The following is an 18708-nucleotide window of genomic DNA, read 5'->3' on the forward strand; positions in this document are numbered from 1 at the left end:
TAAAGTTTATTTCTCTTTCCTGATTTCAATTCTTTTCTCTTGATTATCTTTTTTGATGATAATATAGCCGGTATCACCAGGTATAGCATTCATAATTTCTTCTACGGCCATCTGGCTCATGGGGCAATCTTTAAGAGAAGTTCCGTTGATATTAATCACTTCGTCGCCGAAAGCAACTGTATCTTTCATGCTATCCCATATAGTTGTAATTTCGAATCTTTCGTTGCGCGGTAATATGCTTACGTTCCAAAGAGAGGGAACACCTCCCATGTCGGTTTTTCCTTCTTCAAATGGGAGGAAGTAAAAACGTCTCCGCATATAATCAATAATTACTTTACCATATTTCAGTAGATCCACCCCGATGATAGTTCCATTCATGACAGTTGTTGTACTACCTACGTTTGTGAATTCTTTTCCCATGATATTGATAGAAGGTACAGATACTTTTTTAATATCTACCGGCTTGCCCAACCCTGTTATTCCGGCAGCTACGATACCATATCCATGATTGGTAACTTGCGAAATGTCAGCCAACCTGTTGTAATCTTCCGTACAATAAAGCAGAAAGCCTCCTGCACCTGTGTCGAATAGAACTTTTAAATCATTGTTTCCTAAGCGAACGTTGACAATGGAATGATGTTCAGTTTCATCTAACAGCGGAATTCCATCTGTAACCTTTAACTTTTCGGGACGATAAGGATAGTTGATTACCATTATTTTAGAACGGGAATCGAATGTTACTACCGACTGTGCAAAGGCATCTCCTCCCAGAATTCCGACAACTCCCAGTTCTGTGAAGAATGGATTCTTAGGTAGTACCATCGTTTTCAACTGTTTGATTTTGTAGTTCTTTCCGATGGAAATATTTTGTACGTGGGCTTCCTGATAGTTGGAGCCTTGTGCATTCACATCGGAAATGCGCATATATCCTGCGGCAGTAGCTTTCATTTCAGTTGCGGCGTCATACATAGTCCCGGTTCTTCCTCCTGTATCGACGATGTATTTTACATTTACGCCATTAACAGTAACGGGTATAATGATTTTCTCCTGAATGAATTCATAAGGAATGGTATCGCAAACTTTATTCTGGATTTGCGCTATCGTTTCTTGTCCGCAGTTTAGAAATAATAGCAGCCATAAGCCGGTCAGTATTCCTATTCTTTTCATGTCATTCTTTTTTGTAGATAATATTTTTTATTCCGGAAGCAGTTTCAATCGTTAGCTTCGTCTGTTTTTTCTCTTTCAATTCCGGTATTCCGTTCAGAATACTTTCGCAGAAGTCATATTTTTTAGCAGGTTTGCCATTAATCTTAATCACTTTGTCTCCTACTTCTATCTTACCTTTCGTGCTGCTCCAGACGGTGGATACATATAAGTCTCCGTCTTTGACCGTCAAATCGAAGTTGTTGCATTGATTGTTGATTTCATTATCCGGTTGGAAAGCTTCAAAATAGAATCTTCCACGTGGATAGTCGATAGTCACTTTTCCGTATTGTAATAACTTTACACCTAGTAATGTGTAAGGGTGTTTGTCTGTATGGGTCGTTAAGTTGCGGAATTTGGTGGCTCCTACTGATAATAAGGGAATATGTACTCTATATGAAGATGCTTTATCTGCTTGTCCGGCTACTCCGATGCTTCCTTCCCCATATCCTTCAGAAACGACTTCCATAGATGCCTCCGGTTTAATTCTCTCAAAATCACTTTCAATAAGAGATAACAGACTGGGACTGCCTGTATCAAATAATACGGTGATGTTGCTGACCGGAGCGATCTGTACATTGACAATTGGCATTCCTCCTTCTTTGGTGAAATTCAGCATTTTTCGTAAAGATACTGTGGAAGGCTTTTCGGCAGATGTGACTATGATATTTTTAGTCTGCGAATCAATGCTTACAATAGTACTTGCAAATAAATCGCTTCCGATGATACCATCTACTCCAAAACATTCCCAGCCTTTTACTTCATTGATGATTAGCGACGGGGCATTTTTAAAGTTAATAACATCATCGGGAGTCGTCAGATTTTCTATTCGCGTAGTTTTGTAATAGCTTTCCACGTTATTCACATCTGTCACCTTCATAGAGTCTGTTGCTGTTATTTGTAGTGCTTGACAGGCTTTAGTGGTAAGTGCGGTGCGCCCTCCGGTATCAAAGATAAAAGGGCGTGCATTGCCGTTCACTTTCATTTCGATAACCATTTTTTCGCCTACTATCCGATAAGGTATAGTTGCTTTATATTGTTGGGCGAATAAAGGGACCGCCATGCAAAAGGCAATGACGGTTCCTATTAGACGAGTATATTTCATAGACTAATCTTTATTTGCTGACTTTTTCTGCTTCCAAGATTGCTTGGTAAGCATTAACGATACCTCCGGAAATACATAGGTCATCAAAAAGGAATAAATCTTGTGAAGGGCTATCGTTCACGCGGATTCCTTTTTCTACTTCTACACCTTTGCGTGAAGTGACGCTTTTTAATAATATGTCACGGATTTGAGAGCCGGTCAGTTTAGGGAAATAAGACTTCACAAGAGCAGCTACGCCAGCTACAGTAGCCGAAGCCATTCCTTCTCCAGTTCCTTTTTGATAAGTGTCACCCATATAAGATGAATAAATGTCTGTTCCCGGAGCATAAATATCGAGAGCAGTTGCACCGTAATTGGTGTTCAATACCGGATTTCCATTCTTGTCTGAAGAAGCAACTACCATAAAATTAGTAAGTTCTCCCTCTTTATTCATCTTACGATTGGGAAAGAATTCGTCTTTATCCATATCCATTGATAGATCCCAAACCGGAACTATAACTAATGCCCCTTTCTTCTCTGCCTCTTTCAATGCTTCTGACACCCATTGTTTCTGCTCTTCCGGATATATGGAGTTTTGTTCCGGTAATACGATTACATCTGCACCGTGGTTTACTGCATAGCGGATGGCCAATGCCATATCTTTCAGGTACGGTTCTCCTTCTCCCGGGTGGATGCGTAAGGTCATGATTTCTGCATTGTCTGCAATACCGTTACTTCCGATACCGTTGTCACGTTTAGCTGCGATAACGCCGGCCTTCATTACGCCTGTTGCCGCATCAGATGTCAACAGTACATTATTACCATAATGCGTATCGTTAATATCCAGAGGATTATCACCTACAATTTCTTTTCGATTATCACTTCCGTATCTCTTTAAAGCCTCTTCATAAGACGCTTTACCTGTTTCTACACTTTTCTTTCCCATATTCTGATAAACAGGTTCCCATTTATCCGTATTATAGATGCTGAAATAGTAGGCAGTAAATACAAAAGCGACTTCAGAAAGACTGTCTCTTTCAGCTTTGGGATCATAACAACTTTGGAAGTCCTCAACGGTCAGCTCTTTTCCGGGAAAACGTTTTTTCATGTCTTTATCGAACTTTTCAACATATTCTTCTATAACATAAGATAGTTGAAGACCGCCGTAAGCTCCACCGATTCTTGATTCCGGCATGACTTTATAGCGATAGTAATTATACTCTTCTATGTTTTCCGGTGCGGGGACTTCCTGGCGTTTTCCATTGACTATTTTATAATACTTCTTTCCGTCAAAGATATAATCAGCGTATTTATCTTTGAGACGGAAGAATTCACGTTCTCCTTCGCGTGTCAAAGCTTCCATTACTTGGCCGTCTTTACCACCGATGAAGTTCCAGCCATTGATGTCGTCAACAAGCCCGTTTTTATCATCATCTTTTTGGTTTGACTTTTCTTTTGGGTTGATCCAGATTGCGTGTTTCAGGTCTTCGTGTTCTACGTCCATTCCGGTTCCGATCAGTGCAACAACCGGTCTTTTCTTTGCTTTCTTTTTGTTGGCTTTCAAGTAATCATAAGCTTTGTTTACTTCAGCTCCGTATACACTGTCGTGATCGAAAGAACAGTTAAACCAGTCCAGTTCGGATTGTTTTTTTTGTGTTTCTGCCTTTTGTTTGATTAACTGGGCTGATACAGTAACGCTGATAAAACAGCATACGATTGGAAATATAAGTTTCTTCATTGTCAAAAGAGTTATAATTTATATAGTTTGTTTATTGTCTTATTTTTAAAATGGCTTCGCGTACTTGTTCACCCCGAACGTTGCGTGCAGCAAGTTTGCCTTCTTTGTCAATGACTACAAGGAAAGGGATGGAGTAGAAGCCGTAAGCAGTCTGGATAGCACTTGGAGTCTTGCTGTTTTTAGGGAATCCTGTTTTATCCCATAGCATCACCCACGGCAATTTTTCTTCATCCAGCATTTTTCTCCATTTTGCTTCGCTGTCATCCAGCGAGACACTGATGAATTCCAGATCGTCAGCCTTCAATTCATTGTATATGGTTAGCATACTACGCATCTCTTTACGACAAGGACCACACCAGGAGGCACAGAAGTCAAGTACGACAATTTTCCCACGGAAGTCTTTCAGACTTATGTTTTTTCCGTTGGCATCTATGAAAGTAAAGTCGGGACATTCTGCACCGATAATTTGGTGGGAGAGGATTTCTACCCTGTTTACCAACCATTTGGCAGATAAGGAGTTTCTGTCTTGCTCCGGTATCATGTCCAATAGCATTTTATTGGATTGGTAATCATTTACATTTGCCAGATAGGCCAATGCAGATGCCATGGCAGGAGTCAGTTTTCCTTTGACAGAAGTAGAAATCGTTGCTATATCCGGGTCTTTTTCTGCTGGCATATAATTTTGTAAAGTCAGAAACGGATCGATGCCGGTGAATGAAAGCGAACTTTGTTCAGGGTTCTTTTCGTCGAAGTAGCCATTGATTGTTACCGGGTTATTTTCCAGATAAATATTCTGTTCGGTTTCTCCTAAATAGAGTTTGTAGACATCAGGAATGATGTTTATTTCATCGGTACTGAATGTGTTATTAGTACCGATGATGCAGCTTAATACAACGCCTTCATTCATATCTTTTATTTGTAAAGTCGTTGGCTTTAATACCTTTATTCTTCCTGATATTTTCAGTCCGTTATTTCCCCATACAGTGGCACCGCATACGAGTAATATAGTTAATAATAGATTTTTTGTTTTTGTCATTATTATTAGTTTATAGTTCATTATCAGAGTTGTTATTCTTCATCGGGAGTCTCTGGTATTGGAGGTAAAGGTAAATTCCAGTCTTCCGGTCCGTTGGCTATTGCTTCCAGGTCGATCTGGTATTTATCTTTTAAATATTTCTGTACGAAAGCAAACTTTTCGGTGAGAAAAGGATATTTATCAGCCGGATATACCTCTGCTAGTCGTGCTTGATTATAGTACATGGAAAGATGCATATATCCTATAAAAGTCTCTTCATTGGTTGGAGGATAAGAGTTGTTGGCTGGTTCGCTGGTACTATTGAATACATACGTGTTTACACTTCCCGGATATCCTCTGGTAAGATAATAGTTTGGGTCATCTTCCCTTCCCAGACCTGCTATCAGATTGGTGACATGGTCGAATCCCACTTCAAATTCTTCAGGTATAATGATGTTTCCGGCTTTTACTGCTTTTTCCAATACGGGAGCCAATATCATTTTCCGGCGTCTGTCAAGGAGTGCTCTGTCCGTGGGAATTAAATAAGGATCGCTGGGATTGTCTTCTCCAAACATACAAGTGCACCAATAATCCAGCCCATCGTAATTTTCGTGTATGGGTACAATCCAGCTTGCTAGGATTACGCCTCCAATTTCTAATACGCTTTTACTATAGACATTGTATCCTAAATACCAATACATCGGCAGAACTTTAGAAGTGATCGGCGGATTCAAGTATGCAAAGATATGCTTTTTCATAAATTCGACATAGTAATTGGTCATTTCATCATTTACACAGCCTTGGCCTTCGTAGCCACTACCATATGATGTACCTGTCCAGCTACGGTTAAAATCAGCTCTTTGCAGATCTTTATAAATAAGATATACATTATAGTTTTCGTATATTTGGGCGATGTCATCGTCCCAACTATTATTTCCTTGAGGTACTTTGAAACGTAATTCAACGCCTCCTTCTGTAGGAGTCAGTGTGTCTTCTTCGTAACATGAGGTGAATGCCATACAAGCAAGTAATCCCCATAATATATATATATTTCTCATATTCATTTCTTTTGTTTAATTTATAAGATATATACTATTAATTTTCACGTTTTGGCGCTAATGGATTCTGTTCCAGTTTTTTATTTTTAATTAAGACGGCGTCTGGTATAGGCATGGTATAGGAAGGATCATTCTGTTTTAATGTATATACTTGTTCTCCCCATCTATGAACAATTTGTGGCATTCCGTAGCGTCGGAGATCAAACCATCGTTGCCCCTCAAAACAAAGTTCTTTTCTTCTTTCATTTTTGATGAAAGTTTTGAGCGCATCACCTGTTAATCCGGTAGGCTCAACAAATTTGTCGGGTTCATAACGTTTAGCCAGTAAGGTTTTTAAAGCAGAGAGTGCTGTACTTTCGTCATTATTATGAGCAGCTGCTTCTGCTAGATTTAAATAAGCCTCACCTAGTCTGAAGGATAAAGCAAAGTTTTCCGATCCACTAGGCTCACCTGTAGCCGAAAGTTTGTATTTGCCGAAAGTAGTATAAGAGTCTTCATAGAAAACTTCATCATCTTTATTGAACTCTTTTGCTATATACTTTTCTTTTCTTAAATCTCCATCTTCAAAGCTTTCAATCAGGTTATCAGAAGCGATAAAAGCTTCTCGGTAGTAGGTGGTATTACCGAAGTAACCTTGTTCCTCATACTCTACCGACTGATCATTGAATACAGTTAAGTCTGAAACGCTTCCATATAACCAAATAACCTCAGATGATTTTAAAGATGTAAAATTGTAATAAGGCTCTGCCACTGTTGGAGAAGGGAGGTTATTTAAGTCTACTAAAGCGAAGGACCAGTCTTTTATTACTTTGTTGGCGTATATAGCAGCATCTTTCCAGTTTTCCATATAAAGAAAGACACGTGATTTCAGTAATTGTATCATTGGAAGGCTGACCAGATAATTCGGCTCATATTGTTTATCTTTGCTCAATGTAAGAAATAAACGTTCAGCTTCATTCAGGTCGTCCACAATTTGGTTGTATACTTCCTCAACGGTGTTTCGTGTCATTAATAGTTGGTCTTCAGGGAGCAGGTTGCTGTCTAATTTGAGCGGAACTCCTAAAGCTTGTTTGTTATAGTTGTATGGTGCTCCAAAATGATTAACCAACATAAAATAATAGAAAGCTCTTAATCCGAGGGATTGGGCTATTACATAATTTTTTTCAGCCTCCGTACCATTTACGTCGTCGATATAATCAAGAGCTGCATTTGCGCCTAAGATATAGTTATAGTATCCTTCCCAGATATTCTGAAGAGGATAACCATTCCTTTCCATAATAAAAAACATATCCGGTTGCCATGTATAAACAGCTTGTTTGGCTTCCACATCTTTTAGAGAGTTAGTGCTAAATTCATAGTCAGTTTTATGGAACTGAATGTCATCGTCTAAGAAGCTAAGAAAGGGTAGTAGGAAATTGCTTTTATCCTGTTTGGGATAAGCAGAACCGATTAACATTTCTTGCAAAGCATTTGCATCTTTGGGAACGTACTCACTTTGAGATTTAGGCTCTAGAAAATCTGAGCAAGAGGATAGTGATAGTAAGACTATTCCTGTTAGTATATATATAATTCTTTTCATTGTCTATCTTTTTATTTTTTTAGAAACCAATGTTAATACCTAATGAATAATTCCGTGGAAGTACACTGTTGCTAACTTCCGGGTCGAAACCGTTGAAACGTTTGCTGGCGATAACAAAGATGTTATCCATGTTAAAGTTGAGTGATAGATTTTTCATATATATTTTTTCGCACCACTCACGTTTCATTTGCCAGGATAGGCCGATGTTACGGCAGCGTAAGAAAGAACCACTGACCACCATAGCGTCAGATTGTTCCCATAATGGAATGCTATAAACATTCTCATTGTTGGGCAATTCTATATAAGCCATTCCTGCTTTGGGTAAAGAAGGAATGATTGTATGGGCTTCGTCTCCCGGTTCTTTCCAACGGTTCAGTAAATCGCGGTTTATATTTGTATATGGATCCGGCATATAATAAGAACTAGCGAATTGGTTGTATGGTGATGGCAGACGCTTCTTGTTGCCGAGTAAAAGTGAAAAACTGGTGTTTAAAGTTAATGATTTATAGCGGAAACTTAAGCTCAATCCACCGGTGAAATAAGGCTCTTTCTGACCAGAATATACCAGATAAGTAGTCGGATCTATTTGTCTGCTACGTTCTTCTTCCGGAATATCCAAAAGATTGAATAAAGCTTCACCGGTTTTTCCGTCTAATCCTGCAAAAGAGTATGACCAGAAACTGCTGAGCGGATATCCTTCTTTTAATACAATATCTGAACGTCCACTTAAGAAGGAAGCTGCATTGACATCAATGTCTGTATGTCCGCCTTCATTCCAGTTCTTGGAAGCATTCAAACTGACACTTAATGCATAGTCCCGTTTCTGTATCGGGGTAAAAGTTAATGTGTATTCGATACCTCTGTTGTGGATAATACCACCGTTGCGTTTCATGGATGTTATTCCATATTCATAAGGTAATTCCAGTTCAACAATGGCATTGGAGCGTCTTGTATAATATTCCAAATTCATATAAAACATACTGAATAATTCCAGGTCTACACCGAAATTCCATGATTTGGTACGTTCCCATGATAGATTCGGATTTGGGATTTGGGAGATGGTAGACTGATATCTGTTGTATAGATTAGCCACTTTCCCCTGATTTAAAATCAAATCCGGACTAATGCGCGTTACTGCATTTCCTTGAATACCATAGGTGCCGCGGAAGTTTAAAGTTGTTATCCATTTTACATATTTCCTCATGAAGTCCTCTTCTGAAGCTCTCCAGGAGAAACCGAATGAATAGGTAGGATCAATACGGTGATTGGCATCCTGACCGAAACGGTTGGATGCATCATTACGTATATTTGCATTAACAACATATCGGTTTTTGAGTGAATATGCTAGTGTGGCGAATACGGAAAGATAATTGTCTGTAGTATTGACTTTTCTCCATCCACCATCATATATCTTTTTTAAAAGCCCCCATCCTTCGTCTTTAGAACCTGTAATAGGTGTAAAAGCTTGTGGAGTGGTTGGTAATGTTATTACTTCTCCTCTATCTGGGGCATATCCCCATACCGTATTGCTGACACCTTTATTAGTGGAAGAACGTAATTCCATACCTACTAAAGCATTAATTCGGTTCTCATTATTAAAGGCTTTACTGAATTGCAGTTTATTTTGGATGTTGTAAGAGTATTGCTGTGCGTTATTTGTGAATAATTCGCCTCCGAATGGGAGTAAGGCTGCTCCAAACTCTTTACTGTTTGGTGAGACAGAGTTGAAATCATAACCACGATATGTTTCAGCAATATAAAACGTTTGTTCAGTTTCCCAAGCTTCGTTTGTGCTGTTATTATTGGAATATCCACCAGTAAATTGGTAAGTTAACCAGTCCAATATATTCCATTTCAAGTCTAGCGAAGCTGACATGAAACTTGATTTTGATTTAGAACCACTATTATTCCGTTCATTTTCGAAATTGTATGATAATGATTTGACTCCGCTATTGTATGGGTATGAGGCTTTCATTTGATAGTAAGCATCAGGGTCTATAGAACGATTGGTAGTAGTAGCATACCCCATAGGATTGACTCCTCCGGCAAAACCGTTATTCGTACTTACGCTACCGTTGATCGTTGCATTAATCGTTAGTTTTTGTACCGGGCGTATGGTGATGGCAACGCGTCCGGTCATACGTTCACTGTCGTTTCCTATTTCCTGCCCTTCGCTATTGGAATATCCCATAGAAGCTGCATAACTGTATTTATTTGTTCCACCGGAAACACTTATATTATGGTTATGGCTAAAAGAACGGCGGGTTAGTAGTTTGAACCAATCTGTATTTTGTGTTTCCAGAACGTTGCGTTGTGCCAGAAAATCTTCAGAAGATATATCGTGCGATAGATACATATTCAATAATCCTTCATAAGTATATATTTGTTTGATTGGTTCTGTGCCATAAGGTGTTCCCCAGTTAAAAGCTTCTTGTGAGAATAGTACTCTTTCTTTGGAGTTCATGTAATTAAACTGTCCATAGTTGGGACGCGTGCCCATTACAAAGTTAGATGTGTAATTGACGCTTAGACGATCAGTTGTATTCTTTTTGGTTGTGATTTCAATAACACCATTCGATGCTTTTGAACCGTAAATAGCGGTCGCAGAAGCATCTTTTAAAATACTAATGCTTTCGATATCAGCAGGATTCAACCAAGAAATTTGATTACCGATAATGTTTTTCAAGTCCTCTGTCATGAGAGAAGATGCATTCAATTCCAGGGGGTCTTCCTGAATGATGCCGTCGACTACCCAAAGTGGGTCTTGATTACCCAGTAAGGTACTGGTACCACGGATTTGAATTTTCGGGGCAGTACCTACACGACTACTTGTATTGGTGACAATCATACCTGCCACACGTCCTTGCAACATTTGGTCAATAGTGGTATATGAAGGCATTAAAATATCTTTTGCTTTTACTGTGGTAATAGAACCTACTAGGTCACGGCGTTGAATATTCTGATAACCGGTTACAACTACTTCGTCGATTTCAGTACTGGAACTGTTTAGAGTGACATTAATCGTTTTCTTTCCTGTATATCTTACAGTCTTTTTCTCCATTCCGATGAATGAATAAGTTAATATTAACCCTTCTTGCGCAGGAATATTGAAAGTGTAATGTCCGTCTAGTCCGGCGATAGCTCCATGCTTTGAACCTCGGACAGTGACCGTAGCTCCGGGAAGTGCTTCACCGCTTGCATCACGTATCCATCCACTAATCGTGATTTTATTAGTCTTTCTTTTCTTAATAACGATAGCAGTACCTGATACTTCATAAGTTAGGTTAGTTCCTTCCAGACATTCATCCAGAATCTCGGTGATCGTTTTGTTTTTTGCCCTTACGCTGATATCGGTTATGTTAGCGATATCTTCTGTTGCGTACATAAAGATGAATTTTGTACGGTTTTGCAAATACCAAAGTGTAGATTCCAGGCTTTCGCCTCTCAGATCAACGGAGATTCGCTGATTGTCTTGTGCTTGAATCATAAGTGAAGAAAGGGAGAATATCCATAAAAGGCAGAACTTAACGAATTTTCTGCTTACATAAGATACTCCCTTTGAGGAGGGTTGTGTTCGTTTTTTCATAATGCGTTAGTTATAATATGTATTAATAGTTATTGTTTATAAGAAATGTGCAGTATACCTTCTCTCTGTTTTATGTCTACCATATTTAATTCCATTATCATGTTGATAATTGGGTTCATGTTTGCATAGCGGTTGAGATAAGCTCCAATTTGTACCTGTCTGGCTGCGTCGTCTTCAAAAGTGTATTTGAATCCGTACCATTTGGAAAGATACGACATTACATTCTGGAGAGGAACATTTATAAAAATGAATGATCCGGACTCCCAGGAAGTATATAATTCAGTATTTACGTTAGATACGGTACTTTTTCGACTGTTTTTGTCATATACGAAATGTTGGTTTGGAATCAATTCATAATCTTTATTTTCACTGCTAATTTCTATAGCTCCACTAACTAGTGTAGTACTTTCTACTTCTTCATCCGCATAAGCCCTTACATTGAATGAAGTTCCTGTCACTCGAATAGAAGTATGCGGTGTTTGCACGATAAAAGGATGTGCTTTATCCGGAGCAACATCAAAATAGGCTTCACCTTCAACCTGTACGATACGTTCCTTATCGCTGAAACAAATCGGATAAGTCAGTTGTGATTCTGCGTTCAGATGTACTTTTGTTCCATCTGAAAGGACAATGTGACATTCCATACCATGCAGTGTACGAAGCGTATTTTTGATTTCTTTCACTTTGGGCTTGTTGGCAGGAGTATGATAATTAATCCCTTTGGAGTCAATGATGAACACTTCAGTTGCACCCTCCGGAAGGACATTCTCAAAAAGGTTGAAGGTGTTGCCATTACTTAAAGTCAGTTCTCCGCCATGGGTTCCTGGAGTAATTTCACCGATTGGTTCTCCGATTGCCCAATTATATATAAGGAATGAAGCCGGTATTATCAATAGCAAAATAAGAGCCGCATATTTCAGACTCCTTTTCCACGAAAAAACAATACCAGATTGATTGCCTCCTAGTAGCGGGTAGACTTTCTCCCATGCCTTTTGTGAAGAGAAACTTTTTATTAACCGGCTGTTTTCTTCATACGTTTCCTTATTTAATATCCGGTCTGCTATTTTTTGATGTTCCGGATTTTCATCCAACCACGCGCGATAGTTTTTTTCCTCTTCGGGAGTAGACGAATGAGTAAATAAGGAAGCTAAGATTTTTGCAATTTTAAGTTTTTCTTTGAATGAATTCATCGTTTTTTCGATTTGTTATATAAGTAAAACAATCCAATCGGAAAAACGGGGTAATCAAAAAGTTACTTTATTTGCATAAAAATAGTAATAAGGTATAATTTATGCCTTTGAGACTTTCGCGAAGTTTGCGATAGGCGAATTTCTTTAACGTATGGACAGTACCCTCTGAAATTTGCAATTTGTCAGCAATCTCATGGTTTTTTAACCCTTTCATAGAGTATAAGATGATATTTCGCATTTGGGTAGGCAATTCTTCTACCGCTTTGCGAATCATGTGGAATGTTTCCTGTTCGATAATGGCAGCTTCGAAGCCACTATCGAATTCTTCCTGTCCGGAAAAATTAGGAATATCTAATTGTTCATGTTTTAGGTGATTCAGACATTTATTTCGGGTGACGGTATAAAGGAAGCTTTTTACTTTCAAAATGTCGTCGAAATCTTCTTTCCGTTCCCAATAAGCTAACAATACATCTTGCGCGATGTCTTTGCAGACTTCTTTGTCATCAATATAATGGTTGGAGAAAACACAAAGAATAGGGTAGTAATTATCAAATAGCTTTTTGAAAGCCTGTTTGTTACCACGCCTGATGTCTGCAATTATATTTTCTATATGTATGTTCACTATTTAGGGTGGAGCGATTGGTGCAGGAATTTTCTTATCCAATCTTACTTATTTTCTTCAGCTTTTCTTCTTCGATGATTTTTATTTTTCTTCCGTCGATCGTAATCAGTCGTTCCGTAGCGAACTGCGACAATGTGCGGATAGCATTCGAAGTCGTCATATTAGAGAGATTAGCTAAATCTTCGCGTGAAAGATAAATGCTCAAAGTAGATCCGTCCTCTTCCAAGCCGTAGCTTTCTTTCAGGAAGATGAGAGATTCGGCCAGGCGTCCGCGGATATGCTTTTGTGTCAGATTGACGGTACGTTCATCAGAAATACCGAGATCAATAGACAGCTGGCGGATAAAAAACATGGCCAGGTCATTATTCTGGGCAACTAAAGTTAAGATAGCATTCATGGGAATCAGACAAACAACAGAGGGTTCGAAAGCTGCTGCGGCAGTTACAAAATCTTGTTTGGCAAAATAAGCACGATAAGCAAAGTATTCGCGTGGTTTAATCATGCGAATAATCTGACTTCTACCCCCTACGCCATCTTTGAAGATTTTTACTTTCCCACTGATAAGGCACATCAGATGAGAAGGAGTTTCTCCTTCGCAGTAGATGGTTTCATTTTTTTTGTAGGTTTGTATCGTATAATTGTTCATCAGAAACTCCTTTTGCTCGTTATTTAAAGGAGCTAACATATCGGATAACGGTTCCGAAATATCGATGTCTGACATATTCATTTTTACCATGAGTGCTACAAAACTGTGTTATACAGCACAAAAGTAAAAAGAAAAAATGAAAAAATGAACGAATCTATAAAAAGATTGCACAAAAGTGGGAGCTTTCGTGCAATCTTACAGGCATTTTATTTAGCAAACAACAGTTCTCTGTATTTGGGTAACGGCCATATTTCATCGTCCACTTCCATCTCCAGGTGGTCGATGTGGTCGCGGATCTGGTCGAGATACGGGCGTACTTTTTCTTCATACTCAAATGCTCTTTCCTTGTAGTTCTCCATGTGGTTGGCAACTTTTCGTGCTTCGGTCATTTCGCGAACCAGTACTTTGATGGAAGTGACCCGGTGTGAAATTTCACGGATCAGCTCTTTGCGGTCGGCACTCAACACTTCGTACTCTTCAGCCGGGAATATTTCTTTCAGTCCGCGAAGATTTTCGAGCAATCGGTTCTGATAGGCAACGGCAGTCGGTACGATGTGATTGATGGCGAGGTCGCCCAATACACGGCCTTCGATTTGCACCTTCATGGTATATTTCTCCAGTTCCACTTCCAGACGGCTGTTCAATTCGGTTTCGTTGAAGATACGTTCGCCAATCAGCACTGATTTGGATTGGTTGTCAATATAGTGCATCAGGGCTTCCGGTACGTGGCAGATGTTAGTCAGTCCGCGGCGTGCGGCTTCCTGTTTCCATTCTTCAGAATAACCGTCGCCCTCAAAACGAATCGGTTCGGAGGCGATAATCGTTTCTTTCAGTATGCGGAAGATGGCTTCATCTTTGCCTACTCCTTCTTCCATCAGCTTTTCTACTGATGCGCGGAATTCGTTCAACTGGTTTGCCATGGCGGCATTGATTGCAATCATGGAGGCGGCACAGTTGGAAGAAGAACCTGCGGCACGGAATTCGAAACGGTTTCCGGTGAATGCGAAAGGAGAGGTGCGGTTACGGTCGGTAGTATCCAGTAGGATTTCGGGAATACGTCCGATACCTAATTTAAGAGTAGTTTTTTCTTCCGGTGTCATTTTCTCGTTTCCTACCTGGCGGACAATTTCGTCGAGAGTGGACGATAGTTGTGAACCCAGGAAGCAGGAGAGAATGGCGGGAGGAGCTTCGTTGGCTCCCAAACGGTAGCTGTTGCTAGCGCTCATGATGGAGGCACGCAGTAAATCCTGGTTTTTATAAACCATCATTAAGGCGTTTACCAGGAAAGTGAGGAATAGCATGTTTCCTTTTGGATTCTTTCCGGGGGCGAACAAGTTGATGCCGGTGTCGGTGCAGAGCGACCAGTTGTTGTGCTTGCCCGAACCGTTTACTCCGCTGTATGGTTTCTCGTGCAGGAGTACATTGAAGTGATGTTTCCTTGCAATACGTTTCATCAAATCCATGACAAGTTGGTTGTGGTCGTTGGCAAGGTTGCAGTTTTCGAAGATAGGGGCCAACTCAAATTGGTTGGGGGCTACTTCGTTATGACGGGTTTTGGCAGGAATACCCAGTTTGTGACACTCAATTTCGAGTTCTTTCATAAATGCCGTGACACGTGGAGGGATGGAGCCGAAATAGTGGTCTTCCAACTGTTGGTCTTTGGCGGAAGAGTGTCCCATCAGTGTCCGTCCTGTCAGGCAGAGGTCGGGGCGTGCATTATATAAGGAAGAGTCAACTAGAAAATATTCCTGTTCCCATCCTAAATTGGTATATACGCGGGTGATGTTCTTGTCGAATAGTTGGCAGACATCCGTTGCTGCTTTATCTACGGCGGCAAGTGCTTTCAATAAGGGAGTTTTGTAATCCAGTGCTTCACCTGTATAAGAAATGAAGATAGTGGGGATACAAAGAGTGGTGTCTACCACGAATGCCGGTGAAGAAACATCCCAGGCTGTATATCCTCGTGCTTCGAAAGTGTTGCGGATACCGCCGTTAGGGAAAGAAGAGGCATCCGGCTCTTGCTGGATCAGTAGTTTTCCGGAGAAGCGTTCGATTACTCCGCCGTCTTCGCCGAATTCGATAAAACCGTCATGTTTCTCGGCTGTTCCGTCTGTCAGAGGCTGGAACCAGTGTGTGTAGTGAGTGACGTTGAGTGACTTGGCCCAACTTTTCATGCCGTTAGCAATCAAATCTGCTATTTCGCGGCTGATAGGCGTACCTTTTTCGATAGCATCGGTTACAGCTTTGTAGGCTTCTTTGGGAAGATACTCCTGCATCTTCTTGCGGTCGAACACGTGGCTACCATAATAATCAGAGAGTTTGTTGGAAGGAGCAGTTACTTCCAGAGGTTTCCGGTTGGAAAGCTCTTGTAAGGCAAAAAAACGCATTTTTGACATAAATGGTCTACTTTTTATCGGTTGATGGTGCAAAATTATATGTTTTTTCTGAAAGTACCCCTATTTTAAAGGGGGTATTTTTAGAAATGAATGTATTTTTCTAAAGATACCCCCTCTGTTGATTCTCCAACTTCTGTTCTTATTGCTTCTGTTGGTCCATTTCTTTAGCCATCTGTTTAACCAAACTTTCCACTTGGATATAATGGTTGTGGTAGTTCCTGAATAACTGTTTGAACACTGGACTGTCCATAGCCATTTGGGTGAGAAATTGTAGGTGTTTACCCGTAGAGGTGTTCATTTGCATACGTTTTTCTTTGCTCAAGTTATCTTGTAGGGAGTAAACACCGCATGAAATTTGGATTTCTGCGATGCCTTCATCCCAAGGATGGGTGTTGAGGTGAGTCAATGCTGCCAAGATTTTTTTCAGGTCTTTCAGCAGAATGTTTAATAGTTCGAATTCGGTGCGGTTTACGGAGCAGGAATCCGGGTTCAGGAGGAAAGCGAATTTAAGGTAGAAATCCTTTAATTCTTCTTTAGGAATAACAAATGAATCTTTGGAAGCCTTTATCATGCCTCCTACCGCTGGTTGAACGGTAACTTGTTTTGTTTCCATAATATAATTATGAATAAGGTGGTAGGCGAAGATTTTCTATGAAATAAGAGCGGTTCCGCCTTTCCCGTTACTCTTCACCAACCAGGCAGTGGGTGCATTAACACTCCACACGGGGGTACGAAACCGCCATATGAAGCATCAGGACAGGCATAAAAATGCCTGCCACGAAAACGAGGCAGGTTCCCTGCCTGGTTGATATGAAGAGTATCACAAAGATACTACAATTTTTTTCTTTGTCAAGAATAAAAGGAGAAATAAAAAGGTAAGAGTAAGTATTTCTCTTTTTTATGCAGTTTTTAATTAAATGAGAATTTAGCAGTTAGGCTGAAAGCCTTACAATTATATATTTATTGGGGTGCCCTGAAAGGGCTTAATTATATAGCGTAGGGCAACGCCCTACGAAAAAAACACACCAGCCACAAGCCCTGAAAGGGCGGAACTGTATACAATTATGCCCTTTCAGGGCGCAAATTCAGATTGTCGTTTTTACGTAGGGCGTTGCCCTACGCTATATAATTAAGCCCTTTCAGGGCACTCCGCAAAATTATCATTTAGTTCATTTATGCACCGTTATGAATCAAACTAGCGGTGGTTTGATTATTTTCAAAAATCATGGTAAAATAAAGTATATCAACTTCTCTGTCAACTTAGAAATAAAAGTTTACTTTTGCCTTCCACAAGTTTCACAGACTCGTAAGTTGTAGTATGACAGATGTTTGCTGTGATTTAATGACCTCGTTTTAGCTTTTCACATCCTTCACACTCTAACGAAAAGCCCCCCAGTTCAAACAAAAGCTTAGGCGTTTCTTTATATGGAAGGATATAAGAAGATGAATATGACCGGATAACAGATTGAAATAGTTAACATGGTATCAGCCGACTGCCGTTGACCATACAGCCGACTGCAGTTGTCTAAGTCGCTGACTTTAGTTGACCGAACAGACGACTCTAGTTGTCTATTCATAAATCAACTTTAAAATCGTGATATAGAGTCGATATTGCGTAGTATCAAACCATATACTTCATGTTAGGTATTGGTTTTATTTTATTTTATCCCATACTTGACACTATTCAACAAAAAAACTCTATCTTTGTTCTATAATTGAGATACAAGAAATAATGGGAAGATTTATCAATCCCTTTACCGATTTTGGCTTTAAGTTTTTATTCGGCAGAGAGGTAGAAAAGGAGTTATTAATCGACTTCTTGAATGATTTGCTCGTAGGAGAGCATGTAATTACCGACATCCAGTTCCTAAACAACGAACAGCAGCCGGAAGTAAAAACAGAACGAGGACTTATCTATGATATATATTGTAGAACCAATACGGGGGAACATATTATCGTAGAAATGCAGAACCGGGAACAGCCTTACTTTAAAGACCGTGCCCTTTTCTATCTCTCTAGGGCTATTACCCAACAAGCGAGAAAAGGGATTTGGAACTTTCAATTAGATGCTGTGTACGGAGTGTTCTTCATGAACTTCGTGATGGACAAGGATATACCCTCTAAAATCAGAACGGATGTTGTCCTTTCTGACAGGGATACAGGTAAGCTTTTCAATAGTAAGTTCCGGCAGATTTTTATTGAATTGCCGAACTTTAATAAAGAAGAGGATGAATGTGAAAATGATTTTGAACGCTGGATTTATATATTAAAGCACATGGATACACTTGATCGAATGCCTTTCAAGGCTCGTAAAGCCGTTTTTGAACGACTGGAAAAGTTAGCCTCCAAAGCGAATATGACCCAGGAGGAAAGAATGCAGTACGAGGAAGAATGGAAAGTTTACAACGATTATTTTAATACGTTGGACTTTGCAGAACAAAAAGGTATACAAAAAGGTATACGAGAAACAGCCCGTAAATTGAAAGAATTAGGGGTGGATAATGATATTATCATAAAATCTACGGGTATTTCGAAAGAAGAAATAGAGAAATTATAACCTTTCTCCTATTATTAATAGACGACTCATGCAT

At 39.7% G+C, this 18708-nt stretch carries 13 protein-coding genes; 1 reads left to right on the forward strand and 12 read right to left on the reverse strand.

The window, feature by feature from the left end; all coding sequences use genetic code 11:
• Positions 1–6 precede the first annotated feature (6 nt).
• The 12 genes from KTR06_RS00635 to KTR06_RS00690 form a co-directional block, all read right to left on the reverse strand.
• Entirely contained in the window at positions 7–1167 is a 1161-nt protein-coding gene (locus tag KTR06_RS00635) for an aspartyl protease family protein (RefSeq protein ID WP_074910167.1), read from the reverse strand.
• 1 nt (position 1168) lies between these two features.
• Positions 1169–2308, reverse strand: a complete 1140-nt coding sequence (locus KTR06_RS00640; RefSeq protein WP_074707512.1) for an aspartyl protease family protein — start codon at positions 2306–2308, stop codon at positions 1169–1171.
• A 10-nt stretch (positions 2309–2318) separates the two neighbouring features.
• Positions 2319–4025 (reverse strand): S8 family serine peptidase, encoded by a 1707-nt coding sequence (locus tag KTR06_RS00645; protein ID WP_074707510.1) that lies wholly within the window; start codon positions 4023–4025, stop codon positions 2319–2321.
• A 31-nt stretch (positions 4026–4056) separates the two neighbouring features.
• A complete protein-coding gene (locus KTR06_RS00650) occupies positions 4057–5061 on the reverse strand; it encodes a TlpA disulfide reductase family protein (protein WP_074707507.1) in 1005 nt (334 codons plus the stop codon).
• A 32-nt stretch (positions 5062–5093) separates the two neighbouring features.
• On the reverse strand, positions 5094–6104 hold the full coding sequence (locus KTR06_RS00655) for a hypothetical protein (RefSeq protein ID WP_081354168.1): 1011 nt from the start codon (positions 6102–6104) through the stop codon (positions 5094–5096).
• Between the two features lie 31 nt (positions 6105–6135).
• Entirely contained in the window at positions 6136–7677 is a 1542-nt protein-coding gene (locus KTR06_RS00660) for a RagB/SusD family nutrient uptake outer membrane protein (RefSeq protein WP_074707505.1), read from the reverse strand.
• 19 nt (positions 7678–7696) lie between these two features.
• On the reverse strand, positions 7697–11263 hold the full coding sequence (locus tag KTR06_RS00665; protein WP_074707502.1) for a SusC/RagA family TonB-linked outer membrane protein: 3567 nt from the start codon (positions 11261–11263) through the stop codon (positions 7697–7699).
• A 29-nt stretch (positions 11264–11292) separates the two neighbouring features.
• Positions 11293–12453, reverse strand: coding sequence for a FecR family protein (locus KTR06_RS00670; protein ID WP_074707499.1), 1161 nt, complete (start codon positions 12451–12453; stop codon positions 11293–11295).
• Between the two features lie 67 nt (positions 12454–12520).
• Entirely contained in the window at positions 12521–13075 is a 555-nt protein-coding gene (locus KTR06_RS00675; RefSeq protein WP_074707497.1) for an RNA polymerase sigma factor, read from the reverse strand.
• 34 nt (positions 13076–13109) lie between these two features.
• A complete protein-coding gene (locus KTR06_RS00680) occupies positions 13110–13811 on the reverse strand; it encodes a Crp/Fnr family transcriptional regulator (RefSeq protein ID WP_009039694.1) in 702 nt (233 codons plus the stop codon).
• 116 nt (positions 13812–13927) lie between these two features.
• Positions 13928–16117 carry a glutamine synthetase III gene (locus KTR06_RS00685; RefSeq protein ID WP_074707494.1) on the reverse strand — a complete coding sequence of 730 codons (2190 nt, stop codon included), beginning with the start codon at positions 16115–16117 and terminating at the stop codon, positions 13928–13930.
• Positions 16118–16256: 139 nt separating this feature from the next.
• On the reverse strand, positions 16257–16730 hold the full coding sequence (locus KTR06_RS00690; protein ID WP_074707492.1) for a hypothetical protein: 474 nt from the start codon (positions 16728–16730) through the stop codon (positions 16257–16259).
• A 1119-nt stretch (positions 16731–17849) separates the two neighbouring features.
• On the opposite strand from KTR06_RS00690, the gene KTR06_RS00695 reads away from it, so the two are divergent.
• Positions 17850–18674 (forward strand): Rpn family recombination-promoting nuclease/putative transposase, encoded by an 825-nt coding sequence (locus KTR06_RS00695; protein ID WP_008645685.1) that lies wholly within the window; start codon positions 17850–17852, stop codon positions 18672–18674.
• Positions 18675–18708 lie beyond the last annotated feature (34 nt).

Source organism: Bacteroides sp. MSK.20.12, assembly GCF_019052435.1.
In the GTDB taxonomy this organism is placed as follows: domain Bacteria; phylum Bacteroidota; class Bacteroidia; order Bacteroidales; family Bacteroidaceae; genus Bacteroides; species Bacteroides xylanisolvens.